Annotated in this window: 17 protein-coding genes; 8 read left to right on the top strand and 9 right to left on the bottom strand. The window is 72.9% G+C overall.

Annotated elements, in window-relative coordinates; all coding sequences use genetic code 11:
• Positions 1-16: 16 nt before the first annotated feature.
• The 3 genes from DKT69_RS07820 to DKT69_RS07830 are packed head-to-tail and all read right to left on the bottom strand — an operon-like array spanning position 17 to position 3,539.
• Entirely contained in the window at positions 17-1,351 is a 1,335-nt protein-coding gene (locus DKT69_RS07820; protein WP_109800905.1) for an FAD-dependent oxidoreductase, read from the bottom strand.
• Positions 1,348-2,625 carry a kynureninase gene (gene kynU, locus DKT69_RS07825; protein ID WP_109800918.1) on the bottom strand — a complete coding sequence of 426 codons (1,278 nt, stop codon included), beginning with the start codon at positions 2,623-2,625 and terminating at the stop codon, positions 1,348-1,350. Before kynU ends, DKT69_RS07820 begins: the two co-directional genes overlap by 4 nt.
• Before the next feature lie 11 nt (positions 2,626-2,636).
• Complete coding sequence (locus tag DKT69_RS07830; RefSeq protein WP_109800906.1) at positions 2,637-3,539, bottom strand: tryptophan 2,3-dioxygenase; 903 nt, start codon at positions 3,537-3,539, stop codon at positions 2,637-2,639.
• Between the two features lie 144 nt (positions 3,540-3,683).
• On the opposite strand from DKT69_RS07830, the gene DKT69_RS07835 reads away from it, so the two are divergent.
• From DKT69_RS07835 to DKT69_RS07845, 3 genes are all read left to right on the top strand, one after another.
• On the top strand, positions 3,684-4,154 hold the full coding sequence (locus tag DKT69_RS07835) for an Lrp/AsnC family transcriptional regulator (RefSeq protein WP_109800907.1): 471 nt from the start codon (positions 3,684-3,686) through the stop codon (positions 4,152-4,154).
• Between the two features lie 102 nt (positions 4,155-4,256).
• Positions 4,257-4,766 carry a hypothetical protein gene (locus DKT69_RS07840; RefSeq protein ID WP_109800908.1) on the top strand — a complete coding sequence of 170 codons (510 nt, stop codon included), beginning with the start codon at positions 4,257-4,259 and terminating at the stop codon, positions 4,764-4,766.
• Positions 4,767-5,024: 258 nt separating this feature from the next.
• Entirely contained in the window at positions 5,025-5,885 is an 861-nt protein-coding gene (locus DKT69_RS07845) for a class F sortase (RefSeq protein WP_109800919.1), read from the top strand.
• Between the two features lie 6 nt (positions 5,886-5,891).
• On the opposite strand, the gene DKT69_RS07850 is transcribed toward DKT69_RS07845, so the two are convergent.
• A complete protein-coding gene (locus tag DKT69_RS07850) occupies positions 5,892-6,428 on the bottom strand; it encodes an HNH endonuclease (protein ID WP_109800920.1) in 537 nt (178 codons plus the stop codon).
• Between the two features lie 315 nt (positions 6,429-6,743).
• On the opposite strand from DKT69_RS07850, the gene DKT69_RS07855 reads away from it, so the two are divergent.
• The 3 genes from DKT69_RS07855 (at position 6,744) to DKT69_RS07865 (ending at position 9,924) form a co-directional block, all read left to right on the top strand.
• Positions 6,744-7,799 (top strand): mechanosensitive ion channel family protein, encoded by a 1,056-nt coding sequence (locus tag DKT69_RS07855; protein WP_109800909.1) that lies wholly within the window; start codon positions 6,744-6,746, stop codon positions 7,797-7,799.
• 246 nt (positions 7,800-8,045) lie between these two features.
• Positions 8,046-9,428, top strand: a complete 1,383-nt coding sequence (locus tag DKT69_RS07860; RefSeq protein ID WP_109800910.1) for an MFS transporter — start codon at positions 8,046-8,048, stop codon at positions 9,426-9,428.
• A 106-nt stretch (positions 9,429-9,534) separates the two neighbouring features.
• Positions 9,535-9,924, top strand: a complete 390-nt coding sequence (locus tag DKT69_RS07865; RefSeq protein ID WP_109800921.1) for a globin — start codon at positions 9,535-9,537, stop codon at positions 9,922-9,924.
• 51 nt (positions 9,925-9,975) lie between these two features.
• On the opposite strand, the gene DKT69_RS07870 is transcribed toward DKT69_RS07865, so the two are convergent.
• From DKT69_RS07870 to ettA, 4 genes are all read right to left on the bottom strand, one after another.
• Positions 9,976-10,560: a type III secretion system chaperone family protein gene (locus DKT69_RS07870; protein ID WP_109800911.1), complete on the bottom strand. Its 585-nt coding sequence runs from the start codon at positions 10,558-10,560 to the stop codon at positions 9,976-9,978.
• 131 nt (positions 10,561-10,691) lie between these two features.
• On the bottom strand, positions 10,692-11,366 hold the full coding sequence (locus DKT69_RS07875; protein ID WP_109800912.1) for a DUF8185 domain-containing protein: 675 nt from the start codon (positions 11,364-11,366) through the stop codon (positions 10,692-10,694).
• On the bottom strand, positions 11,363-11,809 hold the full coding sequence (locus DKT69_RS07880; protein WP_109800913.1) for an acyl-CoA thioesterase: 447 nt from the start codon (positions 11,807-11,809) through the stop codon (positions 11,363-11,365). Before DKT69_RS07880 ends, DKT69_RS07875 begins: the two co-directional genes overlap by 4 nt.
• A complete protein-coding gene (ettA, locus tag DKT69_RS07885; protein WP_109800914.1) occupies positions 11,802-13,478 on the bottom strand; it encodes an energy-dependent translational throttle protein EttA in 1,677 nt (558 codons plus the stop codon). The genes DKT69_RS07880 and ettA overlap by 8 nt, the downstream gene beginning before the upstream one ends.
• A 320-nt stretch (positions 13,479-13,798) precedes the next feature.
• On the opposite strand from ettA, the gene DKT69_RS07890 reads away from it, so the two are divergent.
• Together DKT69_RS07890 and otsB are read left to right on the top strand one after the other, a co-directional pair.
• Positions 13,799-15,199 carry an alpha,alpha-trehalose-phosphate synthase (UDP-forming) gene (locus DKT69_RS07890; RefSeq protein WP_109800915.1) on the top strand — a complete coding sequence of 467 codons (1,401 nt, stop codon included), beginning with the start codon at positions 13,799-13,801 and terminating at the stop codon, positions 15,197-15,199.
• Between the two features lie 35 nt (positions 15,200-15,234).
• Positions 15,235-17,796 carry a trehalose-phosphatase gene (gene otsB, locus DKT69_RS07895; RefSeq protein WP_109800922.1) on the top strand — a complete coding sequence of 854 codons (2,562 nt, stop codon included), beginning with the start codon at positions 15,235-15,237 and terminating at the stop codon, positions 17,794-17,796.
• 223 nt (positions 17,797-18,019) lie between these two features.
• Here the strand turns inward: otsB and cobA are convergent.
• Positions 18,020-18,715, bottom strand: a 696-nt coding sequence (gene cobA / locus DKT69_RS07900; RefSeq protein WP_109800916.1) for a uroporphyrinogen-III C-methyltransferase, incomplete at its 5' end; no start/stop codon positions are given.

The following is an 18,715-nucleotide window of genomic DNA, read 5'->3' on the forward strand; positions in this document are numbered from 1 at the left end:
CGGGGATCCCAGAGCGTCATCCGCGCCTCCCTCGGCCGATCGCGGCCAGCCCGCCGGCCAGCAGCGCCACCGCGCCGGCCGTCACCGCCCCCAGCACCTGGTACTGCCGGCGCACCCGGCGGCGCACCTCGGCGTACGGGGTGGTGGAGAAGGAGACCAGCTCGTACTGGGAAACGTACCGGCCGGGCAGGGCCCGTTCCAGTGCGTGTTCGATGCGCTTGCGGGTCTGGAAGACCGGCGAGGCGACCTTGTCCCGCATCTCCACGAAGTTGGTCAGCGCCATCCGGGCGATCGCCTCGGCGTTGGCCTGCCGGCGCTGCTGGAACAGCGGCAGCGCCGCGGACCACTCGTCGCCGCACTCGTCCAGGCAGCGGTCCAGCTCCACCACGTCCTCGAACGCGCAGTTCGCGCCCTGGCCGTAGAACGGCACGATGGCGTGCGCCGCGTCGCCGAGCAGGCCGACCCTGCCGTCCACCTGCCAGGGCGTGCAGCGGACCGTGCCGAGCACGCCGACCGGGTTGTGCTGGTAGTCGTCGACCAGGTTCGGGGCCAGCGGCACCAGATCCGGATAGTGCTTCACGAAGTGCTGCTCGATGGCCGCCGGGCTGCCCAGCGAGGCGAAGCTCGCGGTGCCGTGGGTGGGCCAGAAGAGCGTGCAGGTGAACGACCGGTCCGGGTTGGGCAGCGCGATCATCATCGAGGTACCGCGCGGCCAGATGTGCAGCGCCCCCGGGTCCAGGGCGAACTCGCCGCCGAGCGGCGGGATGGTGAGTTCCTTGTAGCCGTAGTCGAGGAAGTCCAGGCTCTCGGTCAGCGCCCCGTACCCGAGGAGCTGCCCGCGCACCGCGGAGCCGGCGCCGTCGGCGCCCAGCACGACCGACGCGGCGGTGGTGACCTTGCCCTGCGGGGTCTCGAAGGTCATCTCGCCGCCGGCCGGGTCGAGGCCGACCAGCCGGTGGTCGAAGGCGATCCGCACCCCGGGCAGCGCGGCGGCGGCGTTCAGCAGCGCGTTGTTCAGCGCGCCCCGGCTGATCGAGTTGATCGCCCGGCCGCCGGAGACGCTGTACGACTGGAACTGCGCCTCTCCCTCCACCGGGTGGATCATCCGGCCGTGCATCGGCAGCGCGTCCGCCATCACCTGCCCGTCCAGCCCGATCCGGCGCAGCGCGTCGAGGCCGCGCTCGGACAGCGCCAGGTTGATCGAGCGGCCCCGCTCGACCGTCCCGGTACGCGGATCCGGCCGCCGCTCGTAGAGCGCCACCGGGTAGCCGCGCCGGGCCAGGAAGCAGGCCAGCAGACAGCCGGCCAGCCCGGCCCCGACCACCGCGATCTCGTCGCGTTCCGTGCTCATGAGTGCTTCTCCACCGTCGCGGCCAGCGCGTCGGCGACCCGCCAGCAATCGTGGTACGTCGAGTAGAGCGGCACCGGGGCGAACCGGACGACGTCCGGCTCCCGGGCGTCGGCGATCACGCCGTGCTCGTGCCGCAGCCGCTTGGTCAGCTCGTTGGCGCTGCCCGTGCCGATCCGCACGGAGAGCTGGCAGCCCCGCCGGGCCGGGTCGCGCGGGGTGACCACGGTCAACGGCCGGTCCGCGGTCACCTCGTCGAGCAGCCGCTCCAGGTAGCCGGTGAGCCGCAGGCTGCGCTCCCGCAGCGCCGGCATGCCGACGGCGTCGAAGAGCTCCAGCGAGGTGCGGACCGGGCCCATCGCGAAGATCGGCGGGTTGGAGATCTGCCACGCCTCGACGGTGGCCGGCGGCCGGGAGACCGGGGTCATCTCGAACCGGGTGCTCGCCTCGGTGCTCCACCAGCCCTCGAAGCGCGGCAGGTCGGGGTCGCCGAGGTGCCGCTCGTGGACGAAGACGCCCGCGAGCGCCCCGGGCCCCGAGTTGAGGTACTTGTAGGAGCACCAGGCGGCGAAGTCGACGTCCCAGTCGTGCAGCGCCAGCGGGACGTTGCCGGCCGCGTGCGCGAGGTCCCAGCCGACCACCGCTCCGGCGGCCCGCCCGGCGGCGGTGATCGCCGGAATGTCCATCAGCTCGCCGGTGAGGTAGTTGACCCCGCCGAGCAGCACCAGCGCCACGGTGTGCCCCTCGGCCGCCAGGAAGGCGGTCACGTCCTCGGTGCGCAGGGTGTCCTCGCCGGCCCGCGGCCGCAGCCGGACCAGGGTCGCGTCGGGGTCGAGGCCGTGGAAGCGGGCCTGGCTGCGGACCGCGTAGCTGTCCGAGGGGAAGGCGCTGTCCTCGATGACGATCCGGGTCCGCGCTCCCGCCGGGCGGTAGAAGCTGACCATCAGCAGGTGCAGGTTGACCGTGAGGGAGTTCATCACCACGGTCTCCGCGGGCCGGGCGCCGACCAGTCGCGCGGCCGGCGCCGTCAACAGCTCGTGGTACGGCAGCCAGGGGCGTTCCGCCTCCAGGTGCCCCTCGACCCCGAGCCGGCTCCACGCCGCCAGGTCGGCCAGCAGTTCGTCCCGGGTGGCCCGCGGTTGCAGGCCGAGCGAGTTGCCGGCCAGGTACGCCACCTCGGGGTAGCGGCCGCCCTCGGCGGGCGGCACGTGGAACAGGTGCCGGTGTCCCGGGTCGGCGGCGTCGTGCGCAAGCGCCTCTTCTTCGGTGTTGCTCATCCTGTCCCCGCTCACATCGCCGTCCGGGCCGACCACAGCTCCGGGAAGACCACCCGGGCCATGCTGCGCTGCAACCAGGCCAGCCCGGCGGACCCGCCGCTGCCGACCTTGGCGCCCATGGTGCGCTGCACCGCCTTGATGTGGTGCCAGCGCCAGTCGCCGAACCGCTCGGCGACCTCGGTCAGCGCCTCGCCGAGCAGCCGCAGGTGGTTGTCCGGGCCGCCGTCGGCGTAGATCCGCACCCAGGCCGCCTCGACGGCGGGGTGCGGCTCGTGCTCGACCGCCACGTCCCGGTCCAGCAGCTCGCCGGGGAGGTCGAAGCCGCGCCGGGCGAGCAGGGCGACCACGTCGTCCCAGAGGCTCGGCGTGGCGAGCGCGGCGGTCAGCTCGGCGTGCACCTCGGTCTGCCGGCGGAACGGGCGGATCAGCGCCGGGTCGCGGAGGCCGAGCAGGAACTCCAGCTGCCGGTACATCGCGGACTGGAAGCCGGAGCCCTCGCCGAGCAGGTTGCGGAACCGGTTGAAGTCGGCCGGGGTCATCCAGCGCAGCCCCTGCCAGGCCGCGTTGAGCCCCTCCAGGTGCAGGGCGGCGCGGCGCAGCGCCGGCAGCGCGTCCCAGATCCGGTTCGCCCGCAGCTCCCGCTGGGCGTGCCGCAGCTCGTGGCAGGTCAGCCCGAAGTACAGCTCCATGATCTGGCTGACCATCAGGAAGGACATCTCGCCCGGGTCCTCGCTGAGCGGCTGTTGCAGCCCGTGCAGCGTGCTCGCCCGCACGTACGCGTCGTAGGGCACCCGCTCGGCGAACTCCAGCGTCGGTTCGCCGCCGTTGCGCGCCGCCCGGGCCGCCCGCTGCTGCGGGGTGACCGGACGTACCGCCGCGGTCACCGTCGGTGCTCGCAGGCCCGTCTGCTCCACTGTCATCTCCCTACGTACGCCGGGTAGCGTCATGATCCCGCGGGTGGATCGACGAATGGAATGCCTGTTCAACGGCGGTACGGTGGTCGGACCTGCCGCATCGAAACCGGAATCGCGTCCGGCTTCACGAAGGAAAGGTCACGCATGGACGACATGGACTGGGCGCTGCTGCGGGAGCTCCAGGCCGACGCCCGGCTCTCGTTCAGCGAGCTGTCCCGGCGGGTGCACCTGTCGCCGCCAGCGGTGGCCGAGCGGGTCCGCCGGCTGGAGGAGTCCGGCGTGATCACCGGCTACCACGCGCACGTCGACCTGACCCGGGCCGGCCGCAGCGTGGTCGCGCTGATCCGGATGTCCTGCTACGGCCCGCGCTGCATCCTGCACGACCCCGAGGTGGCGGGCTGGCCGGAGATCCTGGAGATCCACCGGATCACCGGGGACGCGTGCAGCATGCTCAAGGTGGCGGCCGGGTCGATCGACGAGTTCGAGGGGGTCATCGACCGCCTCGCCCCGTACGGCCAGCCGTCCAGCACGATGGTCCTCTCCACCCCGCTGGAGTGGCACCCGGTCACCCCGCTGCCGCCCGCCGGCGCCACCTCGCCCACCCGCCGCCGCTGAGGCGCGGCCCGGGCGCCGCGGGTTTGCCTGGGGGCCAGGGGGAATGCAGGCGGCACTGCCCGATAGCAGGATTCCGGTGCGCCGCACCGGAAGGGGGGAATCATGCGAGGGCTTCTGTCACAACGCGCCCTGTCGGCCGTGCTGACCGTACTCGGCCTGGTCGCGGCGTTCGTCCTGATCACCGGTTCGCCGGCCCGGGCTGGCGAGAACACCTTCGTCGAGGTCACACCGAATCCCGCGCAGGCCGGTACCCGGGTGAACATCCGGGCCGGTTGCGACAACGCCAACAACCGGCAGGCCGAGGTGAACTCGGACGCCTTCGGGCGGGTGATGCTCCGTCCGAACAACGGCTTCCTCACCGGGGCGGTCACCATCCCGGGCAACAAGCAGCCCGGTGACTTCCCGGTCGACCTGCGCTGTTCCAACGGCAACACCGCGTCGACGATGCTGACCGTGCTCAACATGGCCCAGCCGAGCAAGGGCCCGGCCACCGGCGGTGGCGGCACCGCGGGCGGCCAGGGCACCGGCTCGCTGCTGCTGGTCGGCGGGCTGGTCGCGGTGGCCGTGGCGGCCGGGGTCGGCGCCCGTCGCAGGACCGGTTCCCGCGTCTGACGAGGTGCGGCCATGGCCCGCCCACGTAGCCGAGCCGTCCCACGCCCGCAGGACCGGGACGACGCCGGCAGCACCCGGATCCACGGCGACGGGCGCACCACGCGGATCCCAGCCGCTGCCCGCACCACCCGGATCCAGGGCGACGGGCGCACCACGCGGATCCCAGCCGCTGCCCGCACCACCCGGATCCAGGGCGACGGGCGCACCACGCGAATCCCAGGCGAGGGCCGCACCACGCGGAGCCGAGGCGGCGGCACCATGCCGAAACCCGGGGACGGCCGCACCACGCCGCACGGCGGCGACGGCCGGACCCGACGCGGCCCGGACCGCTGTCGGGCCGGCGGCGGATTCGGGAGTGGGCTGCGGCTGGTGCTCCGAGCGTCCCGCCGGTTCGCCCGCTTGGCTGGCCACGCCTCCACGGCGAGCGTGACCACCGCCGACCCGGAGGGCCGTCCGTTGCCGACCCGGCCCGGCGGGGCCGGCCGCTGGCGGTACGCCGCCCGGAACGGGCCCGGGGCCCCGGTGTTGGTGATCGGCACCCTGATGGTGCTGATCGTGGCGATGCTCGGCGTCGAGCGGGTGACCGGTGTCAGTGTGCTGCCCGAGCGGCTCTTCGCCGGGCTGCGACCGCCGCCGAAGGACTTCCCGGTGCTGCCGGGCAGCCCGCCGACCGACATCGCGATCCAGAAGCTCGACCTGCGGGCGCCGGTGCACCCGGTCGGCATCGCCCCCGACGGCAGCATCGCCGTACCGGATGTCGGGCGGTCCGGCGAGGCCGGCTGGTACGACCAGGGGCCGACCCCCGGGCAGTACGGCCCGGCGGTGATCGTCGGGCACGTCGACACCACCACCGGGCCGGCGGTCTTCCACGGCCTGAAGAGCCTGGACGACGGCGACCGGGTCGAGGTGACCCGGGCGGACCGATCGGTGGCCGTCTTCGAGGTCACCGCGGTGCAGCGGTACGGCAAGGACCGGCTGCCGGTGGACGAGGTCTTCGGCGACTTCAGCCGCCCCAACCTGCGCCTGATCACCTGCGGCGGCCGCTGGGTGGGCGGCGAGACCGGGTACGCCGACAACCTGGTGGTCTACGCGTCGCTGGTCAAGGCGCGCGGCCCGTGACCGGCGTCAGGCCGCCGCCTCCGGCTCGCGCAGGTCGAGCCAGTCCGCCCAGCGCGGGTCGGGTGCCCGGTGGCCGAGCACCCGCCAGGCCGTCCCCCTCGGGGCGGCCGGCAGGCTGTGCAGCCGCCAGCCCAGCTCGGCCGGGGTCTTGTCGCCCTTGGTGTGGTTGCAGCGGGCGCAGGCGGCGACCACGTTCTCCCAGGCGTGCCGGCCGCCCCGGCTGCGCGGGAAGACGTGGTCGATGGTCTCCGCCGGCCCTCGGCAGTAGGCGCACCGCCAGCCGTCCCGGGCGAAGATCGCCCGGCGGGAGAGCCCGACGTGGGTCCGGTAGGGCACCCGGACGAAGCGGGTCAGCCGGACTACCGAGGGCACCGGGAGCGCGTTGCGGGCGCTGTGCAGGACGCCGTCGCCGTCGGCGACACAAACGGCCTTGGCCGACAGCACGAGGATCGCGGCTCGACGCACCGACACGACACACAGCGGCTCGTAGGTGGCGTTGAGGACCAACGCGCCGGAGCCCGCCGTGGGTCGTATGTCAGGCATCGTGCTCACCCTCCCGGTCCAGCTGCTCCCGCCGCTGTCGCGCCGGTGCCCGCCCCGCGGGCAGCGGGGAGCCGCACCGGCGCCGGCCGGATCACCGACGTCCGTTGCGCCAATAGTCCCTGATCGGAACCCGGATTGCACGTACTAATCCCGGGTACCCACACGGAACCTTCCGTGACCCGTGCCAAGATGACCGGTTCCGCCCGGGTTGATCGCCGCCGCGGTCCGCCGCCGTCCGAGGTCACCGTCCGGAGGGTCGGCAGCCGCCGCACAGGAGGCTTGCGGTACGAAGACAGGGTGAGCGCTGCCAGCCTGATGTTCCCCGCCGAGCCCATCCTGCCCAGCCCCGGCGCGACGCCGAGCCCGGAGTGCCTGCAGGAGGGGCTCTGCGAGACCGTCTGGAGGGTCACCGATTCGGTGTGGTTCGCCGAGGGCAGCTACTGGATCGTCTTGAAGCCGATCCGGATCATTCTGATCCTGCTGCTCGCCGTCGTCGCCCGCTGGGCAGTGCACCGCACAATCAACCGGCTGGTGCGGACGACCACCGAGGGCGCCATGCCCACCATGCTCCGGCCGCTGCGGGAGCGGATCCCTAGCGCCACCCTCGAACCCGAGCAGTTCGTGCCGGAGCGGCGGCGGCAGCGGGCCGAGGCGATCGGCTCGGTGCTGCGCAGTTTGGTCACCGCCTTCATCTTCGGCATCGCGCTGCTGATGGTGCTCAAGGAGTTCAGCTTCGACCTGGCGCCCCTGCTGGCCAGCGCGGGCATCGCCGGCGTGGCGCTCGGCTTCGGCGCGCAGAGCCTGGTCAAGGACCTGATCGCCGGCCTGTTCATGCTGATCGAGGACCAGTACGGCGTCGGTGACACCGTCGACCTGGGCGAGGCGACCGGGGTGGTGGAGGCGGTCGGCTTGCGGGTCACCACCGTGCGGGACGGGCGGGGGGTGCTCTGGTACATCCGCAACGGCGAGATCGTCCGGGTCGGCAACAAGAGCCAGGGCTGGGCGCTGGTCGTGGTCGACCTGCCGATCGGCTTCGCCGGCACGGAGCAGGCGACCGCGGTGCTGCGGACGGCGGCCGCCTCGATGGCGATGGACCCCGAACTGTCGCCGGAGATCGTGGAGGAGCCCGAGGTGCTCGGCGTCGAGCAGATGACGGTGGACGGCGCGGTGATCCGCACCGTGGTCAAGACGACCGCGGACGGGCAGTTCGCGGTCGGCCGGGAGTTGCGCCGCCGGCTCGCCGAGGCGCTGGAGAACTCCGGCATCACCGCCCGGATCGCCGCCGCCCGGCTCTACCCGGCCATGCCGGCCGCGGTGCCGGATCGGGGGGAGACGGGCCGGGGAGAGACCGGTAGGGGCGGCCCGACCTGAGGCCGACCGGGCCCTCCCGACGGTCCGGACGATCCGGGGGTCGCGGACCGCGCGGCCCCTCGGGTATCGTCCGTTCGTTCAGTCGGAGATGCGACGATCAATCCGTTCACCCTAGCCAGTTGTCAGACGATCGGGCAGAATCCGGTGCAACACGCTCCCAAGGGGGCGTGCTCGTGTCCTCGCTGATCCGTAGATCTGACGACGGTTCCCGGGCAGGTCATCATGAGTGGCCAATCTTGGGGAACGATGGAGGCGACGGTGTCCGACGAGCGACCCGCCCGGGAGGGCCCAGCCACCTTCCGTGAAGTGTTCGCCCAGGTCGAATACCGGGCCGTGTTCACGGCCAGCGCGCTGTCCTGGATCGGCGACTACATCGCCAAGGCCGCGGTCACCGTCCTGGTCTACCGGGAGACCCAGTCGGTGGCGCTCTCCGCCGCCGCCTTCGCGGTGAGCTACCTGCCCTGGCTGGTCGGCGGTCCGCTGCTCGCCACGCTCGCCGAACGGCACCGCTACCGGCAGGTCATGGTGACCTGCGACCTGGTCCGGATGGCGTTGATGGTGCTGGTGGCCATTCCCGGCAACCCGCCGTGGCTGATCCTCGCTCTGCTCTTCGGGACCACCCTGGCCAACCCGCCGAGTCAGGCCGCCCGGTCCGCCCTCATGCCGCTGATCCTCACCGGCGACCGTGTGGTGGTGGGCCTCTCGATCAACGCCAGCACCGGTCAGGCCGCCCAGGTGGTCGGGTACCTGCTCGGCGCGGCTATCGCCACGGTCAATCCGACCGCCGCGCTGCTGATCAACGCGGCCACCTTCGGCGCCTCGGCCCTCCTGGTCCGGTTCGGCCTCCGGGACCGGCCGCCCGCGATGACCGCCGCGCACCGCAGCCACCTGCTCCGGGAGACCGCGCAGGGCTTCCAGATCGTCTTCGGCCGACCGGTACTGCGGGCCATCGCCGTACTGGTGTTCAGCGCGATGCTCTTCTCCATCGTGCCGGAGGGCCTCGCCGCGGCCTGGGCCGCCGACCGGGCCGGCGGCGAACTCGACACGGGCGTCGCGCAGGCCGTCATCATGGCCGCCAACCCGGTGGGCTTCATCCTCGGCGGGCTGCTGGTCGGCCGGGCCTTCTCCCCCGCCCGCCGGCTCACGCTGATGCGGCCGCTGGCGGTCCTCGCCCCGGCGGCACTGGTCCCGGCGCTGCTCGACCCGCCACCGGCGGTGGTGGCGGTCCTCGCCGCCGCCTGCGGCTTCGCCGTCGCCGGCCTGCTGCCGGTGGCCAACGGGCTCTTCGTGCGGGCCCTGCCCGACGGCTACCGCGCCCGGGCCTTCGGGGTGATGGCCAGCGGGATCCAGATCATCCAGGGCGTCGCGGTGCTGACCACCGGGTTGCTCGCCGAGCGGTTCCCCATCCCGGCGGTGGTGGGCACGTGGAGCGCCGCCGGCGTGGTGCTGATGCTCGCGGCGGCGCTGGCGTGGCCGAGCCGGGAGGCGGTGGACGCCGCCGTCGAGGCCGCCGGCCGGCCGGACGTCCCCGGGACGGTCCCGCATGCGCGGCGGCCACCGACGCCGGCGCAGGCGACCGGGACGGTCGGCGACGGCCGGGCGAGCGGGGTCGGCGCAGCCTCCCGGTGACCTGAGCCACCCGCCCGCCGGGCGACGGGCCCCGCCGTCCCGCCACGGCACCTGGCAGGATGGAACGGTGACTTCCGCAGGCGAATCCGACCGGCCCGGCACCTCGATGACCCTCTTCGAGGCGGTCGGCGGCGAACCCACCTTCCGCAAGCTGGTGGACGAGTTCTACGCCGGCGTCGCGACCGACCCCCTGCTGCGGCCGATGTACCCGGAGGAGGACCTCGGCCCCGCCGCCGACCGGTTCGCCCTCTTCCTGATGCAGTACTGGGGCGGCCCGAACACGTACTCGGCGCAGCGCGGCCACCCGCGGCTGCGGATGCGGCACGCGCCGTTCCGGATCGGCGCGGCGGAGCGGGACGCCTGGCTGCACCACATGCGGCGCGCCGTCGACCGGCTGGACCTGCCGCCGGAGATGGCGGGTGCGCTCTGGGACTACCTGGAGCGGGCCGCGTACTTCATGGTCAACGTGCCCGAGGACCCGGCCGGCGAGGCCTGACGGCGGACGACCGCGCGGCACGGCCGGGGCCGGTGGCCCCGGCCGGCGCGGTCAGAGCAGGGCGCCCTCGTCGTGCAGCCAGTCCACGAAGGTGGTGGCGACCGCCGCGCCGCAGTCGAGCATCTCGACCAGCAGCGCGTCGTGCGTCCCGGCGCCGAGCGGCACCTGCAGCTCGGCGTAGATCGGCAGCTGACCGCGCTCGGTCGGGTCGCCGATGTACGCCTTGCAGAACCGGCGGGTGTGGTTCCACTCGTTGACCACCCGGTAGGCCCGGTCCGCCCAGTCCGGCGGCACGGTCGCGTGTGGACGGGCCCGCATCACCAGGATCTCGTCCTCCGGCCCCTCCAGGGTCACCAGCACCGCGTGCCGTTCCCACATGGCCAGCAGGTTGCCGTCGCCGTCGGCCAGGTAACGCACGTCGAGCAGGTCGAGCGCGTCGCAGACCCTCTTGAGGGTGACCGGGGCGATCGTCGCCGGCATCTCCGCGACCGCCGGTCGTTCGGCGGCCGGGGCGTCGTCCCCCGGCTGTCGGGGGGCCGGTGGTCCGACCCGGACGGTGTCATCCACTGTGATCCCGCTTCGAGTTTCCGGATCGCCGCCACCGGCGGGACCTGGGCGCCATGACCACCACGGCATCGCTCGCGCACCTCACTCCCCAGCGGATCCAGTCGCCTACGGTGCGTTGGATCCGAGGATGGACGGTACCCGGACAGCCGGGTTGAGGCATCCCCCCAACGGCCGCCCCAGCCCGGAAGAATGACCCCGGGTCATCCGTTCGGATGAGCGGCTCTCGGCGTCAAGCTGAGCCCGGCAACCTTCGGCGACCATGCCGCTCCGTACGGTCCGACCAGTCCGACCCAACGGCCTGCGAGGCGTACCTGCACGTCGCCCGGGCCGAGGAAGCCCATCCGGACCAGCCCCTGCACCAACCGCTGCGGCACCTCGACCTGGGTGCCCGGGGAGTCGTCGGGGGTGACCACCACCGCGACGTGGTCGAGCAGGGCGTCCCGCAGCGCCCGCTGACCGACCGCGCGGCCACCCACGCCGTGGGTGGCCGCCTCGCGCAGGGCCCCGGCCGCCGCCGTGGCGATCCGGCGCAGCTCCTCGGCCGGCAGCGCCTCCACCGGCCGGCTGGCCGCCGGGGGCAGCGGCCACCGCCACTGGTCGTCCCGGCGGCGCGGCAGCGCCCCGCCGCCGGCCTCCAGCTCGGCCAGCAGCTCGGCCGCCGCGACGGTGACGTCGCCGGGGGCGACCCCGCCGACGGTGCGGACCACGAGCACACCCCACGGCAGCCGGGCCCAGAGGGCGGTCCGACCCGTGCCGGGCACCGGGCGGAGCCGGACCATGGTGGCCGGGTCCAGCCGGACCAGCCGGGCCAGGAAGGCGCCCGCGTCGGCCACGCCCTCCAGCCCGTGCCCGCCGGTCTCGACCGGCCCCGTCATGCGGCTCCCGCCGCGGGCGCGTAGCGGAGCAGGAAGGCCCGCTCCTCCGGGCTGATCCGCCGGGGCCGCTGCGCGGCCAGGTCGAACGGGACGAGCACCGAGCGGGCCCGGCTGGCCAGCACGTCGCCGTCGTACAGCTCGTAGGCGACGGTGAACGAGGCGGCCCGGATCTCGGAGATCCACAGCTCGATCCGCACGCTCGGGGCCGCCTCCGCGGTGGCCCGGCCGAGCGCGTAGTCGACCGGGCGCAGGTAGTCGACCTCGTGCCGACGGATGACCACCCCGTCGGCGAACGAGCCCACGCCCCACGCCCGGCCGCCGGCGAACATCAACGCCACCCGCGCCTCCTCGTACAGCGTGAGGAAGCGCGAGTTGTTGACGTGGCCGTACGCGTCGAGGTCGGACCACCGCAGCGCGCAGTGGTAGACGAACCGGTCAGTCACGGGTGAGCTTGCGGTAGGTCACCCGGTGCGGACGAGCGGCCTCGGCGCCGAGCCGGTCGATCTTGTTCTTCTCGTACGCGTCGAAGTTGCCCTCGAACCAGAACCACTTGGCCGGGTTCTGGTCGTCGCCCTCCCAGGCCAGGATGTGCGTGGCGACCCGGTCCAGGAACATCCGGTCGTGGGAGATGACCACGGCGCAGCCGGGGAACTCCAGCAGCGCGTTCTCCAGGCTGGAGAGGGTCTCCACGTCCAGGTCGTTGGTCGGCTCGTCGAGCAGGATGACGTTGCCGCCGATCTTCAGGGTCAGCGCCAGGTTGAGCCGGTTGCGCTCGCCGCCGGAGAGCACCTTGGTCGGCTTCTGCTGGTCCGGCCCCTTGAACCCGAACGCGGCGATGTACGCCCGCGACGGCATCTCGACCTTGCCCACCATGAGGTGGTCCAGCCCGTCGGAGACCGTCTCCCAGACCGTCTTGTCACCGGCCAGGCCGGCCCGGCTCTGGTCGACGTACGACAGCGAGACGGTGTCGCCGACCCGGACCGTGCCGTCGGTGGGCTGCTCCAGCCCGACGATGGTCTTGAACAGGGTCGTCTTGCCGACGCCGTTCGGACCGATCACGCCGACGATTCCGTTGCGGGGCAGCGAGAAGCTGAGGTCGTCGATCAGCACCCGGTCGCCGAAGGCCTTGGTCAGGTCGCGCGCCTCGATGACCGTGCTGCCCAGCCGCGGACCCGGCGGGATCTGGATCTCCTCGAAGTCCAGCTTGCGGGTCTTCTCCGCCTCGGTGGCCATCTCCTCGTACCGGTCGAGCCGGGCCTTGGACTTGGTCTGGCGGGCCTTGGCGTTGGAGCGGACCCACTCCAGCTCCTCGGTGAGCCGCTTCTTCATCTTGGCGTCGCGGCGGCCCTCGACCGACAGCCGGGCCGCCTTCTTCTCCAGGTAGGTGGAGTAGTTGCCCTCGTACGGGTAGGTGCGGCCGCGGTCCAGCTCGAGGATCCAGTTGGCCACGTTGTCGAGGAAGTACCGGTCGTGGGTGATCGCCATGACGGTGCCGGCGTACTTGGCCAGGTGCTGCTCCAGCCAGGAGACGCTCTCCGCGTCCAGGTGGTTGGTGGGCTCGTCGAGCAGCAGCAGGTCGGGCGCCTCCAGCAGCAGCTTGCAGAGCGCGACCCGGCGGCGCTCACCACCGGAGAGCTGGGTGACGTCGGCGTCCGGCGGCGGGCAGCGCAGGGCGTCCATGGCCAGCTCGAGCTTGGAGTCGATGTCCCAGGCGTCGGCGTGGTCCAGCTCCTCCTGGAGCTTGCCCATCTCCTCCATCAGCTCGTCGGAGTAGTCGGTGGCCATCTGCTCGGCGATGGAGTTGAACCGCTCCAGCTTGGCCTTGGTCTCCGCGACCGCCTCCTCGATGTTGCCGAGGACGGTCTTGGTGTCGTTGAGCGGCGGCTCCTGGGCGAGCATGCCGACGGTGTAGCCGGGCATGAGCCGGGCCTCGCCGTTGCTCGGCTGGTCCGAGCCTGCCATGATCTTGAGAAGGCTGGACTTACCGGCGCCGTTCGGACCGACCACACCGATCTTGGCCCCCGGCAGGAAGTTCAGCGTCACGTTGTCGAGCACGACCTTGTCGCCGTGCGCCTTGCGCGCCTTTTCCAGGACGTAGATGAACTGGGCCACGGTGCGGGCTACCTCCGTCGGTTGCTGTCGGCTGATGGGCGGCGCGGGCGCGGGCTGCGACCTCCGCCCGCCGCCGCCGGCCGGGGGCCGGCCGCGCGCACGCCGACGTCAATCCTGACAGGTACGGCCCAGTTCGCCCACATCACCCCGCCAGGGGAGTACGCCGTGCCCCGTCCGGTCCAGCCGATGTCGACAAGATCACGGACCGGGTTGAGCCCGCGTGGGACGGGTAGGGAACTCCGGCACGGGGCATCAGAGGCCGCAGCTACGCTCAGTACGCTCATCGCGGTGGACCCGTCAGCACCCGGAGGTGGCCGATCGTGACCGTCCGTAGCTCCTTTGTCGTAGTGGCGAACCGACTGCCGGTCGACGAGGTGAGCACACCCGAGGGACGGCAGTGGCGACGAAGTCCGGGTGGGCTGGTCACCGCGCTGCACCCCGTGCTCGCCGAACACCAGGGCACCTGGGTCGGCTGGGCCGGCGGCACCGGCGCCGCGCCCGAGCCGTTCGACCTGGAGGGGATCCGGCTGCACCCGGTGCCGCTGAGCGCCGAGGAGTTGGAGCGCTACTACGAGGGCCAGTCCAACGCGACAATCTGGCCGCTCTACCACGACGCGGTGGAGACCCCCGCCTACAAGCGCCGGTGGCGCGAGGCGTACCGGCTGGTCAACGCCCGGTTCGCGGAGGCCGCGGCGGACGTGGCGGCCGAGGGCGCGACGGTCTGGGTGCAGGACTACCAGCTGCAACTGGTCCCGGCGATGCTCCGCGAGCTGCGGCCGGACCTGAAGATCGGCTTCTTCCTGCACATCCCGTTCCCGCCGATCGAGCTGTTCATGCAGATGCCGTTCCGGACCGAGATCCTGCGCGGCCTGCTCGGCGCCGACCTGGTCGGCTTCCAGCAGCGGCTGGCCGCGCAGAACTTCGTCCGGCTGGCCCGTCACCTGCTCGGCCTGCGCTACGAAGGGCAGATGATCCAGGTCGACGGCCGGCAGGTGAAGGCCGGCGCCTTCCCGATCTCCATCGACACCCGGGAGATGGAGCGGCTGGCCGAGGATCCGGCGATCCAGGCCCGGGCCAAGCAGATCCGCGAGGAGCTGGGCAACCCGAAGACGATCATCCTGGGGGTCGACCGGCTCGACTACACCAAGGGCATCGAGCTCCGGCTGAAGGCCTTCCGTGAACTCCTGGCTGACGGAAAGTTGACAGTCCCGGACGCGGTTATGGTGCAGGTCGCCACCCCGAGCCGGGAGCGGGTGGAGCACTACCAGGCACTTCGCGTCAAGGTGGAACGCGAAGTTGGTCGGATTAATGGCGAATTCGGACGGGTCGGGGTGCCGGCGGTGCACTATTTGCATCAGTCGTACAGTCGCTCCGAACTGGCCGCGATGTACGTCGCGGCAGACGTGATGATGGTGACCCCGCTGCGAGACGGAATGAATCTGGTGGCCAAGGAGTACGTCGCATCGCGCGCCGACCAGGGCGGCGCGCTCGTGCTCAGTGAATTCGCCGGCGCCGCCACCGAGCTGCGCCAGGCCTTCCTCTGCAACCCGCACGACCCCGACGCGGTCAAGGACGCGCTGCTGCGCGCCGTGCACGTCGAGAAACCCGAGGCCCGACGCCGGATCCGGGTGATGCAACGCCACCTGCGCACCCACGACGTGGGGCACTGGGCCAAATCCTTCCTGACCGAACTCGGCGTGCCCGATACGGAGGCCGCGTGAACGCCCCCGCACCCGCCACCCCGCACGGCGGTGTGATGGATCCCGAGCTGCGCGCCGCCATCGGCCGGATCGCCCGGGTCCCCCAGCTCCTGATCGCCTGCGACTACGACGGCACCCTGGCGCCGATCGTCGAGGACCCGACCAAGGCCGTACCGCTGCCGGAGTCGGTGGCCGCGGTCCGCGCGCTGGCCTCGCTGCCGCAGACCACCGTCGCGGTGGTCTCCGGCCGCGCGCTGCGCGACCTCGCCGCGCTCTCCCGGCTGCCCAGCGAGGTGCACCTGATCGGCAGCCACGGCTCCGAGTTCGACATCGGCTTCGTCGAGCGGCTCTCCCCCGAGCTGATCGCCGTACGCACCCGGCTGCGCGACGCGCTGCGCCAGGTCGCCGCGGACCACCCCGGCGTGCGGCTGGAGCGCAAGCCCGCCAGCGTCGCGGTGCACACCCGCGGGGTCGACCCGCAGATCGCCGCCGCCGCCATCGAGGCGGTCCGCAGCGGCCCCGCCACCTGGGACGAGGTGACGGTGACCCAGGGCAAGGACGTCATCGAGCTGTCGGTGGTGGCCACCCACAAGGGCACCGCGGTCGACCAGCTCCGCACCCAACTCTCGGCGAGCGCGGTGCTGTTCATCGGCGACGACGTCACCGACGAGAACGCCTTCGGCAACCTGCACGGGCCGGACGTCGGCATCAAGATCGGCCCGGGTGACACCCGCGCCGACTACCGGGTCGCGGAGCCCATCGAGGCGGCCCGGGCGCTGGGCCTGCTGCTGGAGACCCGGCGGCACTGGCTCTTCGGTGAGCGGGCGGTTCCGATCGAGCGGCACTCGATGCTGGCCAACGGCCGGACGGTCGCGCTGCTCACCCCCGACGCCAAGGTGAGCTGGCTCTGCCACCCCAAGCCGGACTCGGCGGCGATCTTCGCCGACCTGGTCGGCGGCAGCCCGGCCGGGCACTTCAGCATCGCCCCGCAGCGCGGCGGCATCCCGCTCGGGCAGCGCTACCGCAGCGGCACCATGACGGTGGAGACCCGCTGGTCCGGGCTGACGGTGACCGACTGGCTGGACCTGCCGGCGACGGAGACCACCCCGGACGGCCCGGCGATCGTCACCGGCGACTCGACGCTGGTCCGGGTGCTCACCGGCACCGGCCGGGCCCGGATCGACTTCGCTCCCCGGCCCGAGTTCGGGCAGGTGGCGGTGCAGTTGCAGCCGATCGACGACGGCCTGCTCGTGCTCGGCTCGAACGAGCCCGTCGCGCTCTACGCCCCGGGCGTGGAGTGGGAGGTCACCAGCGACGGCGTGAACGAGAGCGCGAAGGCGATGGTGGACCTCTCCGCCACCGGGGGCCAGGTGGTGCTGGAGCTGCGCTTCGGCACGCACAGCCTGGAGCACCACCGGGTGCCGATCCATGAGCGGCAGGCCGCCGCGGAGCAGCCCTGGAAGGACTGGGTGGCCGGGCTGCGGCTGCCCGGCACCGCTCGGGACCTGGTCGCCCGCAGCGCGCTCACCCTCCGCGGGCTCTGCCACGAGGCGACCGGTTCGATCCTGGCCGCGGCGACCACGTCGCTGCCCGAGGAACTGGGCGGGGTCCGCAACTGGGACTACCGCTACTGCTGGCTGCGGGACGCGGCGTTGACCGCCCGGGCGCTGGTCGACCTCGGCTCGACCGAGGAGGCCGAGGGGCTGCTGCGCTGGATCGACGGTGTGATCGAGCGCACCGGCGGGCACCCCGAGCGGCTGCACCCGCTCTACACCGTCGACGGGTACGAGCTGGGTGCCGAGGCGGTCATCGACACCCTGCCCGGGTACGCCGGCTCCCGGCCGGTCCGGGTCGGCAACCTGGCCAACCACCAGCTCCAGCTCGACGTCTTCGGCCCGGTCGCCGACCTGATCGCCGCGGTGGCCGACGCCCGGGGCTCGGTCCGCGACGACGAGTGGCGGGTGCTGGAGAACATGGTCGAGGCGGTCCGCCGCCGCTGGCACGAGCCCGACCACGGCATCTGGGAGGCCCGCCTCCCGCCACGGCACCACATCTTCTCCAAGGTGATGTGCTGGATGACCGTCGACCGGGCGCTGCACGTGGTGCGGCAGCACGGTCACGAGGACCGGCCGGAGTGGGTGGAGCTGCGCGACCGGATCGGCTCGAACGTGCTGGAGTACGGCTGGCACGACGAGGCCGAGGCGTACAGCGTCGCGTACGGGCACGACGAGATGGACGCCTCGTCGCTCTGGATCGGCCTGTCCGGGCTGCTCCCCGGCGACGACCCGCGCTTCCTGTCGACCGTGCTGAAGATCGAGGCGGACCTGCGCAGCGGGCCGGTCGTCTACCGGTACCACTGGGACGACGGCCTGCCCGGCCGGGAGGGCGGCTTCCACATCTGCACGGCGTGGCTGATCGAGGCGTACCTGCGCACCGGTCGGCGCACCGACGCGGAAGAGCTGTTCACCCTGATGGTCGACACCGCGGGCCCGACCGGGCTGCTCCCCGAGCAGTACGACCCGCTCGCCGAGCGTGGCCTGGGCAACCACCCGCAGGCGTACAGCCACCTCGGCCTGATCCGCTGCGCCCTGCTGCTGGACAACATGCTCAAGCAGTGACCGGACGGTGACGACGGCGGCGGACCCCGGTCCGCCGCCGTCGTGCTGTCCGTCGCGCCCCGACGGGCCACAGTGACCGCGGCGCCGCCTTTGCTCTGCTGCAGCGGAGGCAACACTGAGGGCACCTGCGTGTTGCGTGGGCTGCAGCAGAGCAAAGGGCGTGAGCCAACCGGTCCGGGGACGGGCGGCGGGCGGCGGCGGGCACCCGCCGGCGGGTAGCGGATCAGCCGGACGTCAGGGCGTCGACCACGTCGCCGACGACCACCACGGCCGGCGGCCGCAGTCCGGCGGCGACGACGTCCTGTGCCACCGCGCCGAGCGTCGACCGCAGCAGCCGCTGACCGCCGGTGGTCCCCTCCTGCACCACCGCGGCCGGGGTCTCCGCCGGGCGGCCGTGCGCGACAAGCGTCGCGCTGATGGCGGCCAGGTTCTTGAGGCCCATCAGGATCACCAGGGTGCCGCGCAGCCCGGCGAGGGACTCCCAGCGGACCAGCGAGGCCGGCGAATCCGGCGCGACGTGCCCGGAGACCACGGTGAACTCGTGCGCCACCGCCCGGTGGGTGACCGGGACGCCGGCCACCGCCGGCACGGCGATCGCGCTGGTCACCCCCGGCACCACCGTCACCGGCACGCCCGCCTTGGCGCAGGCCAGCAGCTCCTCGCCGCCGCGGCCGAAGACGTACGGGTCGCCGCCCTTCAGCCGGACCACGGCCTTTCCGGCCAGGGCCCGGTCGACCAGGATCCGGTTGATCTCCTCCTGGGCCCGGGACGGGCCGTAGGGGATCTTGGAGGCGTCCACCAGCTCGACGTCGGGGCGCAGCTCGTCGAGGAGCAGCCCGGGCACGAGACGGTCGGCGACCACCACGTCCGCCTCGGTGAGCAGCCGCCACCCCTTCACGGTGATCAGCTCCGGATCCCC

Origin of the sequence: Micromonospora sicca (genome assembly GCF_003172935.1) — a bacterium.
GTDB lineage: Bacteria > Actinomycetota > Actinomycetes > Mycobacteriales > Micromonosporaceae > Micromonospora > Micromonospora sicca.